General features: G+C 63.4%; 11 protein-coding genes. 4 read left to right on the top strand and 7 right to left on the bottom strand.

Going from position 1 to position 12,776, the window contains the following annotated elements; genetic code table 11:
* Positions 1–34 precede the first annotated feature (34 nt).
* The 4 genes from D9M09_RS02060 to D9M09_RS02045 all read right to left on the bottom strand — a co-directional run bounded on the left by D9M09_RS02060 (position 35) and on the right by D9M09_RS02045 (position 5,322).
* Entirely contained in the window at positions 35–2,128 is a 2,094-nt protein-coding gene (locus tag D9M09_RS02060; RefSeq protein ID WP_121668465.1) for an FUSC family protein, read from the bottom strand.
* Positions 2,129–2,293: 165 nt separating this feature from the next.
* Complete coding sequence (gene dxs, locus D9M09_RS02055; protein WP_121668464.1) at positions 2,294–4,162, bottom strand: 1-deoxy-D-xylulose-5-phosphate synthase; 1,869 nt, start codon at positions 4,160–4,162, stop codon at positions 2,294–2,296.
* Positions 4,163–5,074: a polyprenyl synthetase family protein gene (locus D9M09_RS02050; RefSeq protein ID WP_240453529.1), complete on the bottom strand. Its 912-nt coding sequence runs from the start codon at positions 5,072–5,074 to the stop codon at positions 4,163–4,165. It lies immediately after the preceding gene.
* Positions 5,071–5,322 (bottom strand): exodeoxyribonuclease VII small subunit, encoded by a 252-nt coding sequence (locus tag D9M09_RS02045; protein WP_046683420.1) that lies wholly within the window; start codon positions 5,320–5,322, stop codon positions 5,071–5,073. Before D9M09_RS02045 ends, D9M09_RS02050 begins: the two co-directional genes overlap by 4 nt.
* A 406-nt stretch (positions 5,323–5,728) precedes the next feature.
* Here D9M09_RS02045 and D9M09_RS02040 point away from each other — a divergent pair, with 406 nt between their 5' ends.
* Genes D9M09_RS02040 through D9M09_RS02030 form a run of 3 tightly spaced genes read left to right on the top strand, consistent with a single transcriptional unit; the run spans position 5,729 to position 8,673 of the window.
* Positions 5,729–6,829 carry an aromatic ring-hydroxylating oxygenase subunit alpha gene (locus D9M09_RS02040; protein WP_070222628.1) on the top strand — a complete coding sequence of 367 codons (1,101 nt, stop codon included), beginning with the start codon at positions 5,729–5,731 and terminating at the stop codon, positions 6,827–6,829.
* A gap of 55 nt (positions 6,830–6,884) precedes the next feature.
* Positions 6,885–7,808, top strand: a complete 924-nt coding sequence (locus tag D9M09_RS02035) for a DMT family transporter (RefSeq protein WP_121668463.1) — start codon at positions 6,885–6,887, stop codon at positions 7,806–7,808.
* Positions 7,809–7,821: 13 nt separating this feature from the next.
* Positions 7,822–8,673 carry a sulfurtransferase gene (locus D9M09_RS02030; RefSeq protein ID WP_121668462.1) on the top strand — a complete coding sequence of 284 codons (852 nt, stop codon included), beginning with the start codon at positions 7,822–7,824 and terminating at the stop codon, positions 8,671–8,673.
* Between the two features lie 45 nt (positions 8,674–8,718).
* Here the strand turns inward: D9M09_RS02030 and D9M09_RS02025 are convergent, their stop codons facing one another.
* Both D9M09_RS02025 and D9M09_RS02020 read right to left on the bottom strand, forming a co-directional pair.
* Entirely contained in the window at positions 8,719–10,461 is a 1,743-nt protein-coding gene (locus D9M09_RS02025) for an ABC-F family ATP-binding cassette domain-containing protein (RefSeq protein ID WP_121668461.1), read from the bottom strand.
* Between the two features lie 276 nt (positions 10,462–10,737).
* Entirely contained in the window at positions 10,738–11,496 is a 759-nt protein-coding gene (locus tag D9M09_RS02020; protein ID WP_070222636.1) for a ZIP family metal transporter, read from the bottom strand.
* On the opposite strand from D9M09_RS02020, the gene D9M09_RS28720 reads away from it, so the two are divergent.
* Complete coding sequence (locus tag D9M09_RS28720) at positions 11,384–11,665, top strand: hypothetical protein (RefSeq protein ID WP_162995517.1); 282 nt, start codon at positions 11,384–11,386, stop codon at positions 11,663–11,665. The genes D9M09_RS02020 and D9M09_RS28720 overlap by 113 nt on opposite strands.
* A 98-nt stretch (positions 11,666–11,763) precedes the next feature.
* On the opposite strand, the gene D9M09_RS02015 is transcribed toward D9M09_RS28720, so the two are convergent.
* On the bottom strand, positions 11,764–12,648 hold the full coding sequence (locus D9M09_RS02015) for a dienelactone hydrolase family protein (protein ID WP_121668460.1): 885 nt from the start codon (positions 12,646–12,648) through the stop codon (positions 11,764–11,766).
* Positions 12,649–12,776 lie beyond the last annotated feature (128 nt).

Below are 12,776 nucleotides of genomic sequence, written 5' to 3'. Positions count from 1 at the left end.
GCCGGTTGCGGGCGCAGCCGGCCGGCGGCTATATTCAGGCCGGTACAGGCAGGCTCACGGGCTGCGCATGCATGTGTTCGCGCAATAATCCCCGCAGCAGCTGCACCTGGGCCACCGCGTCGGCTTGCAGGGCCGTCAAGCCCTCCGCAACGCAGGGACCAGGCGCGCCGGCATCGGCGTCACCGCGCAGCAGCGCATCGATTTCCCCGCTGACCTCGGCGATCCAGCGTTGCAATTCGGGCGGCGCCGGCTCGGCCTGCGGGCTCAGACTGATGCGCGCCGTGCTGCCCGCCACGCGGCGCAGCAGCGGCAAGGTGCGCAGCGCCGCCAGGCCCACGCCGCTGCTGCGGTCCAGGCGGCGCTCGATGCGCAAGCGCTGCAAGACCTGTTCCGCGTTATTGCTGGCCAACCCCGCCTCGCGGCGCAGGCGCGCGATGGCGCTATCCCATTTGCCACCGGCCGCCAGCACGGCCAGCAGGTATTTCAGGTTGGCCGACACGGCTTTCGCCAGGCGCTGATCCAGGTCGTCCGCCTCGCGGTCCGGCCACAGGAAGAACGTGGCCAGCAGGGCCAACACGCAGCCGAGCACGTTGTTGCCCAGGCGGCTCATCGCATACACCATCTCGCTGGCCGGCGCCGCATAGTCGGCCACCAGCACGAAGGCGGGCGTCATGAACAGCACGTGCAGGCTGTAGCTGACGCGGCGCAAGGCCATCGTGGCGACAATCAGGGGAAACACCACCAGCGAGATGCCCAGCGGCGTGTAGATGACGAGGCCGATCAGCACGGCCAGCACGGCGCCCAGCACGCTGCCCGCCACGCGTTCGATGCCGCGCGGCCAGGTGGTGGACACCGACGGCTGCAATATCAATAAGATGGCCATGGTGGCCCAGTAGCCGAACGGAATATGCAGCGCCTCGACCAGCAGGAAGCCGGCCGTCGTCGCCAGCGACACGCGCGCCGCGTGGCGCCAGCTCAGCGACTGCGGCGTGGCGTTGACTTTCGCCGTTTGCCACGCCTGCCCCAGCGCCAGGAAGGCCGCCTCGCGCCACGGCAGCTGCGTCGCGCGCGGCAAGCCCAGCTCCATGAATTCCACGTTCAGGCGCAAGGGCAGCAAGGCGCCCAGCGCCGCTTCCAGGCGCCGTCCGCAACCGGCCAGGCGGCGCTGCAATTCCAGGGGTGGCGTTTCCGGCTGGCGCTGCACGGCTTGCCCCAGGCGGCGCAGCAGCACGGCCATCACTTCCAGACTGCGCCGCGCGCGCGGGTCCTGGCGCAGCCGGTGCTGCTCGCGCTCGCACGTATGCGTGACGGCGATCAGATAGGCGAAGATGCGCTCGGCGTCGCTGAGTGCCAGCAGCAGATTGTCGTACAGGGCGCTGCGGCCCGCGCGCGCGGGCGGCACGGCGGCCAGCGCCACCCGTGCCGCTTCCAGCGCGGCGCGCGCCTGCGAACGGTAGCTGGCGCCATGCGCGGCCGCGTCCGGCAATGCGGGGCCCTGTTCCAGGAAGCGCGCATTGTCGCGCGCGATGCCGGCCAGGCGCGAATACGCGGCGCGGATGGCGCGCCGGCTCGGGCCGAACGGATGGATGCGCCAGACCGTAAAACTGAGCACGGTGGCGAACAGGCAGCCGAACATGTACAGCCCCAGGAAAGGCGCCGTCTGCGTCATCGATTGCAATGGATGCGTGACCATCACCACGCAGGCCGTGGCCGCCAGGATGGCCACCTGCGCCGTGGCCGCGCCCCAGATGCGCGCCAGCGCGCCGGCCCAGGAAAACAGCAGCACGGCGATGGCCGCCGTCACCACGCCATGGCCGGCCGCCAGCGCCGTCAGGCCGCCGGCCACGGTCGACAGCAGGCCGAAACCCACCATCGACACGAAACGCATGCGCCGCGTACCGGCCGCGTCGGCCAGGCAGGTCCAGAAGGCGCCGATGGCGGCCCAGGAAAAATCGGGATGGTCGAACAGCAAGCCCAAGAGCAGCATGGCGCTCGAGGCGCAAGCGGCCCGCAAGCCTTCGGACAAGTTCGTTTCGTCGATGGCCAGGCTGACCATCCACAGGGGACGGCGCTGCGCCAGGGTGTCGGTATAGGCGTGCATGCCCGTCAGCCAGCGGCTTGCCAGCATGCGCGAACGGCGGTGGAGTTTCCTGAAATGCAAGATCGGCTTTGAAAGGGGTATCAAAGCGTCATCGTAGCATTCCCGGACGAAAAATGTTGCAGTGCAGCGTAAAAACCCCGCAGGCGCAAAAAAAGCGGCACCGCAGTGCCGCTTTTCATTCTGTAAGCCAACTTAGCTGACGACAGCCAGGCGCGGCTGGGAGCCGCCAAAACGCTGCTCGATCGACGCGGCGATGCCGGTGGCGTCCAGGCCCACGCTTTTCAGCAGTTGCACGGGGTCGCCATGGTCGATGAAGGTGTCGGGCAAGCCCAGCATCAGGATAGGCTTGACGATGCCTTCCGCCGCCAGCGCTTCGGCCACGGCCGAACCGGCGCCGCCCATGATGCAGCCCTCTTCCACCGTCACCAGGTAATCATGCTCGGCAGCAAGCTGCTTCACCAGTGCCACGTCGAGCGGCTTGACGAAGCGCATGTTGGCCACCGTCGCGTCGAGCTTGTCACCGGCCGCCACGCTCGGCGCCACCATCGAACCGAAGGCCAGGATGGCGATGCGCTTGCCGTGACGCTTGATCTCGCCCTTGCCGATCTCGATGCTGGTCAGTTCCGGCACGATGGCCACGCCGGCACCGGCGCCGCGCGGATAGCGGATGGCGGCGGGGCCCGGATAATGGTAGCCCGTCGTCAGCATTTGGCGGCATTCGTTTTCATCGGACGCAGCCATGACGACCATGTTCGGGATGCAGCGCAGGAACGCCATGTCGTAATTGCCCGCGTGCGTGGCGCCGTCGGCGCCCACCAGGCCGGCACGGTCCAGCGCGAACGTCACGTCCAGGTTTTGCAGGGCCACGTCGTGGATCAGCTGGTCGTAGGCGCGCTGCAAAAAGGTCGAGTAAATGGCCACGACGGGTTTCAAGCCTTCGCAGGCCAGGCCGGCGCCAAACGTCACGGAATGCTGCTCGGCGATACCGACGTCGAAATAGCGGTTCGGGAATTGCTGTTCGAACTTGACCATGCCCGAGCCTTCGCGCATGGCCGGCGTGATGCCCACCAGGCGCTTGTCGTGCGCCGCCATGTCGCACAGCCAGTTGCCGAACACTTCCGTGTACGTCATCTTGCCCGGTGCCGTGGCCGGCTTGATGCCTTCCAAGGGATTGAACTTCGGCGTGCCGTGGTACAGGATCGGTTCCGCTTCGGCCAGCTTGTAGCCCTGCCCCTTCTTGGTCACCACGTGCAGGAATTGCGGGCCCTTCAATTGCTTGATGTTTTGCAAGGTCGGGATCAGCGAATCGAGGTCGTGGCCGTCGATGGGGCCGATGTAATTGAAACCGAATTCCTCGAACATGGTGGCGGGCACGACCATGCCCTTGGCGTGCTCTTCGAAGCGCTTCGCCAGTTCCAGCACGGGGCCGGGCAAAACGGACTTGCCGACATTTTTCGCCGCCGCATAGAACTGGCCCGACATCAATCGCGCCAGGTGGCGGTTCAGGGCGCCCACGGGCGGCGAGATCGACATGTCGTTGTCGTTCAGGATCACCAGCAGGTTGACGTCTTCCTGCACGCCCGCATTGTTCATCGCCTCGAAGGCCATGCCGGCCGTCATCGAGCCGTCGCCGATCACGGCGATCGCATGCAGCGGATCGCCCTTGATCTTGGCGGCCTGGGCCATGCCCAGCGCGGCCGAGATCGACGTCGACGAGTGCGCCGTGCCGAAGGTGTCGTATTCGCTCTCGTCGCGTTTCGGGAAGCCGGAAATGCCGTCTTTCTGGCGCAAGGTGTGCATGCGCTCGCGGCGGCCCGTCAGGATCTTGTGCGAATAGGTCTGGTGGCCCACGTCCCAGACGATGCGGTCGTGCGGCGTGTTGAAGACGTAGTGCAGCGCGACGGTCAGCTCGACCGTGCCCAGATTGGACGACAGATGGCCGCCCGTCTTGGAAACGGAATCGAGCAGGAAGCTGCGCAATTCCTGCGCCAGCGGCACCAGTTGCGAGCGGGCCAGCTTGCGCACTTGCGCTGGTTCATTGATGGTTTCTAACAGTTTCATTTATGCCTTCCGCTGCACGACCAGGTCCGCCAGCTCGCGCAAACGGCGTGCCTTGTCCCCGAATGGCGCCAGCGCCGCATGGGCGTCGCACCGCAATTGTTCTGCCAGGGCCCGCGATGGTTCCAGCCCCAGTATCGATACGTAGGTAGGCTTGTTGGCGGCAGCATCCTTGCCCGCCGTCTTGCCCAGGGTGGCCGAATCGGCCGTCGCGTCGAGCACGTCGTCGACCACCTGGAACGCCAGCCCGACGGCGCGCGCATACGCGTTCAGCGCCGACATCTCGTCCGCCGTCAAATCCTTGCCCGCCAGCGCGCCGAGGATCACGGCTGCGCGCAGCAAGGCGCCCGTTTTCAGTTGATGCATCTGTTCCAGCTGCGGCAAGGTCAAGGCCAGGCCGACGCTGTCGAGGTCGATCGCCTGGCCGCCGCACATGCCTGCGGAACCGGAAGCGTGCGCCAGCAGCCGGATCATCGCCATCTGCCGCGCGGGAAGAATCGCCGCGCCGTCGGCCAGCAGCATGAAGGCCTGCGATTGCAGCGCGTCGCCGACCAGCAGGGCCGTCGCTTCATCATAGGCGATGTGCACGGTGGGCTTGCCACGGCGCAAGGCATCGTCATCCATGCACGGCATGTCGTCATGCACGAGCGAATACACGTGAATCATTTCCAGCGCGCAAGCTGCGCGCGCGAGCGTGTCTTGATCGGCGTCAAACAGTTCGCCGGCCGCCATCACCAGCAGCGGGCGCACGCGCTTGCCACCGCCCAGCAGCGCGTAGCGCATGGCCGCGTGCAGCTTGTGCGGCACGACGTCTGCCGCCGGCAGGAATTGGTCGAGCCGGCCTTCCACGCCGGACTGGGTCGCTTGCATCCAGTCGCCGAAGGTCACGCTGTCTTGTTGCACATTGGCCATCATTGGGCGGCCTCGCCGGCATCCACGAACGGTTTCAACATGTCGCCTTCCAGTACTTTCACCTGCGCTTCGACACTGTCGAGCTGGGTAGCGCAATACTTGACCAGTTCCGAGCCGCGCTGGTACGCCGCGACCGATGCTTCCAGCGGCAACTGGCCCGCTTCCATTTGCGTTACCAGCTGCGCCAGTTCCGCCATCGCCTCTTCAAACGAGGCCGGCGCTGCGGCAGCGGCAGTTAATTTCTTCGACATAGACTCAGATCTCTTCGTGGCACGAGGGGCTTGTAGGGAGACGCCGGGGACTCCCGGCCAGTATAGAAGCGTTATTTTAGAACAAACCACACTATTAAGTGAAAACTTAAGCGCAATCGGCGCGCTCAAAGTCAATAGCGTTGCCAGCTTGTCAGTGGATTTTAGCCGAATCGCCCCTTGCTACCGGAAATTGCACGCCAAATGACAATGTTTCTCATTAAAGTAGTGCATTTACCGGGCGGGTTTGATAATGCCGAGGCCGATACGCGCTATAATCGCCGGTTCTGTCCGAAATACCGTTTCAACAAATTTGAATTCAGGTCTTTGCGGATTCTTTCTCTCTGTAGCGGTTGCCCAGGGAATGGCCTGGGGCACTGCTGACCGTTGTACATTTATGGGGGTTGGGATGTCCGATCTGGCTACTCACGCCAAGCTGGCGCGTTCAAACGCGCAACTTCCGGTCCACGTCTATTTTGACGAAACGCTGTTGCAGCGTGAAATGCAGCAATTGTTCCAAGCCGGCCCGCGCTATGTCGGGCACGAGCTGATGGTGCCGGAAACCGGCGATTTTGCGACCCTGGCGTCTGAGAACGAAGGGCGCATGCTCGTGCGCAACGCCAATGGCATCGAAGTGCTGTCCAACGTGTGCCGCCACCGGCAGGCGCTGATGTTCAATGGCCGCGGCAACGCAAATAACATCGTCTGCCCGCTGCACCGCTGGACCTACGACCTCAAGGGTGAATTGATCGGCGCGCCGCATTTCCCCGAGACGCCGTGCCTGAACCTGTCGAAAACGCCGCTGCAAAGCTGGAATGGCTTGCTGTTCGAGCAAAATGGCTACAACGTGATGGAAAAATTGAAAGATTTGTCCGTCTCGAAAGACCTCGATTTTTCCGGCTACATGTTCGACCACGTGGAAATCCACGAGTGCGACTACAACTGGAAGACCTTCATCGAAGTCTACCTCGAGGATTATCACGTCGAACCGTTCCACCCGGGCCTGGGCAGCTTCGTCAGCTGCGACGACCTGCGCTGGGAATTCGGCAAGGATTACAGCGTGCAGACGGTGGGCGTGCACCGCGGCCTGCAGCAGGCCGGCTCGCCTGCCTACAAGAAATGGCAGGAGCAGGTGCTGCAATTCCGCGGCGGCGAAGCGCCGCCGTATGGTGCCATCTGGCTGACCTTGTATCCGAACATCATGGTCGAATGGTATCCGCACGTGCTGGTCGTCTCGACCCTGTGGCCCGACGGCCCGCAAAAAACGCGCAACGTGGTAGAGTTCTATTACCCGGAAGAAATCGTACTGTTCGAGCGCGACTTCGTCGAAGCGGAACGGGCTGCCTACATGGAAACCTGTGTCGAGGACGATGAAATCGCCCAGCGCATGGATGCGGGCCGCAAGGTCCTGATTGCGCGCGGCGTGAACGAAGTGGGCCCTTACCAATCGCCCATGGAAGACGGCATGCAGCATTTCCACGAGTGGTACCGCAGCAATATCGAACTGTAATTCCTCAAGGGGCCGCATTGCGCGGCCTTTTTCATTTTCATCGTCAGGATTACTCATGCAGTCACTTTGGATGCTGTTTGCCAGCTTTATGTTCGCCATCATGGGCGTGTGCGTGAAACTGGCGTCGGATCTGTATTCGACGTCCGAAATCGTCATGTACCGCGGCATCATCGGCATGCTCGTCATGAGCTGCACGATTCTGTACCAGGGCGGCAGCTTTAAAACCACGATGCCGGGCCAGCATCTGTGGCGCGGCGTGGTGGGCGTGATCGCCCTGTGGCTGTGGTTTTATGCCATCGCCATCCTGCCGCTTGCCACGGCCATGACCCTCAATTACATGGCGCCCATCTGGATCGCCGTCATCCTGCTGGCTGGCGGCTGGTGGAAAGGCATGCAACAGGTCGAGTGGCCGCTGGTGGCGGCCATTGCCATGAGCTTTGTCGGCGTGACGTTGCTGCTGCAACCGGTGTTCGAGACGGACCAGCTGGCCGGCGCCATCACGGCATTGATTTCCGGCATGCTGTCGGCCCTCGCCTACTTGCAGGTGCGCAAACTGGGCTTGCTGGGCGAGCCCGAATACCGGGTCGTGTTCTATTTCTCGGTCGTCAATTTCCTGGCCGGCGTGATCGGCCACGTGGCCAGCGCCGGCGGCGGCCCCGTCGTCTGGCACATGCACACGAGCGCCTACGGCATCGGCTTGCTGGCCGCCATCGGCTTGTGCGCCACCATGGCGCAGATGGCCATGACGCGCTCCTATCGCCTGGGCAAGACCCTCGTGGTTGCCAATTTGCAATACACAGGCATCGTCTTTTCCAGCTTCTGGGGCGTGGTGATCTTCGGCGACCTGTTCGACTGGCACGGCTGGACGGGCATCGCCATCATCCTCGCCTCGGGCATCGCCGCCACCTATTACAATACCCGCAACACGGCCCGTGGCGCCGCCATCGCGCGCACGGATCCCATCGCCAGCGAAGTGTAAAGGAGCATTCCTGATGTACACCACCTTGATCCAGGCCAGCGAACTGGCCAGCCACCTGAATGACAGCCACTGGGTCATCCTCGATTGCCGCCACGACTTGCTCAACCCGGCAGCGGGCAGCGACGCGTTTGCCGCCGGGCATATCCAGAACGCGCAATTCGCCGACATCGACACGGCCCTGTCCGGCCCCAAGACGGCCCGTGGCCCCCAATTTACGGGACGGCATCCCTTGCCCGACCGCAACGCCCTGCTGGCCACCCTGCGCGGCTGGGGTATCAATGACGACACGCAAGTGGTGGCGTACGATGGCCAGGGCGGCATGTTCGCCGCCCGTTTGTGGTGGCTGCTGCGCTGGGTCGGCCATCCGAATGTGGCCGTGCTCGACGGCGGCCTGGCCGCCTGGCAGGCACAGGGCTTGCCGCTGGTCACGCCCGTGGCGCCACGCCCTGCCGGCAAGCTGACGGAAAAGGCCAGCCTGACGCGCACGGTCAGCGTGCAGGACGTCATCGCCAACCTGGAAACGCAAGCCTTGACGGTGATCGATGCGCGCGCCCCCGACCGCTACCGGGGCGAAAACGAAACCATCGACCCCGTGGGCGGCCACATCCCGGGCGCGAAAAACCGTTTCTTCAAGGATAACCTGCAGGCGGACGGCCGCTTTAAAAGCGCGGAAGCACTGCGGCGCGATTTCAGCGCCCTGTTTGACGCACCGCAAGCGGCCGTCATGCAGTGCGGCTCCGGCGTGACGGCGTGCCACAACCTGCTGGCCCTGGAAGTGGCCGGTTTACCTGGCGCGGCCCTGTATCCGGGCTCGTGGAGCGAATGGTGCGCCGATCCGGCGCGGCCGGTGGCGACGGGCAATTAAAAAATGGCGGACCAGATGGTCCGCCATTTTTTTACCCGTGGATAACTATGAACTTATCCCCAGCGATTGATTCAACTGCGCCAGTTCCGCCTGCCACGCCTGCTGGCTGGCCGGCTTCTGGTGGCGCGGTTTTCTCTCCAGGTCTTCCGCCAGCAATTGCTCCAGTTCGCACAAGCGCTCCAGCTGTTGATCCACATCAGTTTGCCCTGGCACAAGCGGTGCGCTTTCCACGCGCGGCACCGGCAACGGCGCCTGTCCATCCTCGGCACTCAGGCGTGCATACGCGCTGCCGGCGTCCGGCCACTCTTCCAGCCGGCCGTCGGCCACCACCCAAAAACGGTTGCAGGCCGTTTCGATCAGGTCGCGGTCGTGCGACACCAGCAAACAAGCTCCTTCAAAGCCGCGCAAGGCTTGCCCCAGCTCCGCCTTACCCTGCATGTCCAGGTGGTTGCTGGGTTCATCGAGCAACAATAAATGATAGCTGGCCAGGGACAGCCCCAGGAACAACAGCCGCGCCCGCTCGCCGCCGCTCAGGGTCGCCACCGTCTGGCCATGGCGCGCATACGGGAAACCGGCCGAGATCAACGCTTGCTTGCGCGCCACCTGGCTGCGCGCCGCTTCGTTCTGCACGGCAAACGGGTACAGGGCGTCGGATAAATCGGCCGTATCGGCCAGTTGCCTGAGCGACTGGTCGTAATAGCCGATGTTGGCGGCGTGGTGCCAGCGCAAGTCCGCCCGCTCCTCCTGTTCCTGGATCGCTTGCCAGCACAGGCGCAGCAAGGACGACTTGCCGCTGCCGTTGGCACCCAGCAAGGCGACCCGGTCGCCCGGTTTCAGCCACAGCTGACCGGTGTGGAACAACAGCGGGGAAGCGGGCACGGCGCGCACGTCCAGGGCGTCCAGCGCCAGCAACTGGTCGGCCGCCAGCGGCTTGCCGCGCAAACTCAAACGCCACGGTGCGCCATCGCTGACGAATGATTGCGCATCCTTCAATTTGTCGATGCGCCGCTGCATGGTCTTGGCCTTGCGCGCCAGGTCTTCATTGTCGTAGGTGCGGCCCCACAGGGCCAGGCGGGCGCTGCTGGCGGACAGGCGGTCGATTTCCTTCTGTTCGGCCGCATGGCGGGCGGCAGCGGCAAGATCGGCTTCGGCCAGGGCCGCCAGCGCGGGGCCGCACGGCAAGTCGAAATCGTAGAGGCGGCTATCGCGCAAAATCCAGCTGCGCGTGGCCACGTTGTCGAGCAGGCGCTGGTCGTGCGAGACGAGGATGAAGGCGCCGCGCCAGCGCAGCAGGAATTGCTCCAGCCACAGCAGCGACGGCAAGTCCAGATGATTGCTCGGCTCGTCGAGCAGCAGCACGTTCGGCTCCTGCAGCAGGGCGCGCCCCAGCAGCAGGCGCGTGTGCTGGCCGCCGGACAGGGAATGCACGGGCACTTGCGCCGTCTCGTGCTCGAAGCCTAACTCGGCCAGCAGGCTGTCGACACGCCAATGCAGCTCGGGCTGCTCCAGCACGGGCGCCAGCAAGGCGTCGTACAGGCTCAGGCTGGCAAGTTCGGCCGGCAAATGCTGCTCCACGTGCTGCAGGCGGCAGGCACGGGCATAGTGGATGGTGCCGGCAGTGGCTTCCCGTGTGCCGCTGAGCAAGCCCAGCAAGGTGGATTTGCCGCAGCCATTGTGGCCGATCAGGCCGATGCGGTCGCCCTGGCGCAAGGTAAAGGCGAGTTCGTTGAAGAGGAAACCGTCGTGGGTATCCAGTTGTAAAGCTTGGGTAGAAATCAGGGTAGTCATGGCTCTTGTCTTTGTTCGGGATGCAAGCATCCGCGTTAACAGGAGCGCTAACGACAACGGAGTACCAGGAAAGGACTCGTAGAGGAGGGTAACTTTGCTCTGGCCAGGTTATCGCAGCGCGATAGAACGTGGGCAAGAGCTGGCAAATGCGCTAAAAGAGCGTGCGCGCCACAAGGCGAGCAACAAGTTTTCTTCCATGATATTTTCCTCCTTTCTGTGCAAGTTAGTCAGAAAGGCAATATAGCATAAGTGGTACTGCGGCACCGAATCAGTGCATCAACCGCCGTGGCGCTTATGCGTCAGGAACAGCACGATACATACGCCCAGCGCGATCAGCAGCACTTGCGGGATGGTTTCGCGCAAGGTGGCGCGGCGCTGCATCTGCGGCATCAGGTCGGACAAGGCGATATAGATGAAGCCGGACGAGGCGAACACGAGCACGTACGGGATCAGATTGCTGGCGCGGTCCAGGGTGAAATAGCCGAGCAGGCCGCCGGCCACCGCCATCAGGCTGCACAGCAGATTGAAGACATACGCGCGCAGGCGCGAGAAGCCGGCGTTGAGCAGTACAATAAAATCGCCGATTTCCTGCGGGATTTCATGCGCGATGATGGCCAGGCCCGTGACCAGGCCCAGCTTCGGGTCGGCCAGGAAGGCGGCCGCGATCAGGATGCCGTCCGTAAAGTTGTGCATGCCGTCGCCGACGAGGATCATCCAGCCGGCCTTGCCCGCCTCGTGCTTGTCGTGGCCGTGCGCATGGTGGTGGCCGTCGCCTTCGTGGTGGTGCGAATGGCGCAGGATGGCGAATTTTTCCAGCATGAAAAAGGCCAGCAAGCCCGCCAGCAAGGTGGCGAACAGGCTGCGCGGGTCCGCCTGCGATTCGAACGCTTCGGGCAAGGCATGCAGCAAGGACGTCGACAACATGATGCCGACGGACAAGCTGACCATGCGCTCGACCACTTTGGACAGGAATGCAAACGAAAAGATCGCCGCCGCAGTAATGCTGAAGACGCCCGCGATCGTTGTCGCGAGCAAAATGGATATAAGGACGGGATCGATGATTTTCTTACCTCAAAATGGCGCCGGCCTACGGGCGCCCGCAATGCTGGCGTCTGGCTTGATCTGTATAGTGTTGCTTATTATTCAATCTTGTGCGCGCTTGGCGGCAGCGTGGCGCAGTGAAGATGCAATTGTACTGCATTGACGCGAACCGGGCATTTTACAGCCCGGTGCGCCTTTCGCGGCAACTTCTGGAAAAAAATGTGGCAATCAGGCACTTTTAGCGACGTTCAGCTTGCAACCTCAGGCAACGCCATGCTTTTTGAACCAGGCCAGGCAGCGCGCATAGCCGTCTTTCGCATCGGCCGCCACATAGCTGGGGCGGTAATCGGCATTGAAGGCGTGGCCCGCATCGGGATACACGACGAATTCCGACTGGTTGCCGCCCTTGGCCAGCGCCTCCTTCATCTTGGCGATCGATTCCTGCGTGATGCCCGTATCCTTGCCGCCATACAAGCCCAGCACGGGCACTTTCAAGGTGGCGGCGATGTCGATGGGGTTGCTCGGCTGCAAGGCAGTCGCTTCGCCCACGAGGCGGCCATACCAGGCCACGCCCGCCTTGACGGCCGGATTGTGCGCCGCGTACAGCCACGTGATGCGGCCGCCCCAGCAAAAGCCCGTGATGCCCAGGCGGCTCGTGTCGCCGCCATTCTGTTTCGCCCACACAACAACCGCATCGAGGTCCGCCATCACTTGCGCATCCGGCGTCTTGGCGATGATGCCTTTCATCAATTCCGGGATGCTGGACACCTTGGTGGGATCGCCCTGGCGCACGAACAGGTCGGGCGCCAGCGCCAGGTAGCCCTGCTTGGCGAAGCGGCGCGCCATATCGGCGATATGTTCATGCACGCCAAAGATTTCCGAAATGACCAATACCACGGGCAAACCCGTCTTGCCTTCCGGCTGGGCCGCATACACGGGCACGGCCTGGCCATCGACCATCACCGACATGCTGCCCGTGACGAGCCCGGCGGAATCCGTCTTGATGACGTTTTGCGCCGCCACGGGCAGCACGGCCACGGCAAAGCCCGCGCCCAGCGCCACCTTCAGGAAACCGCGCCGGCCGTCCGGTCCGGACACGCTGCTCTGGCCCAGCAAACTTTCACAATCGGTGATCATGTCGCTCATGCGTTACTCCTGAAGGGTGTGTTGACAAACAATGTCGGCTTACGCTGCGCTAAGCCGACCTACGGTCATTGCTCAAGTAAACATGTGTTCAGCCTACGGTCATTGCTGAATTAAACATGTAGGTCGGC

Source organism: Janthinobacterium agaricidamnosum, from assembly GCF_003667705.1.
GTDB lineage: Bacteria > Pseudomonadota > Gammaproteobacteria > Burkholderiales > Burkholderiaceae_D > Janthinobacterium.
The sequence above is the reverse complement of the archived record's forward strand: the minus strand, read 5'-3'. Positions and strand labels throughout refer to the sequence as shown.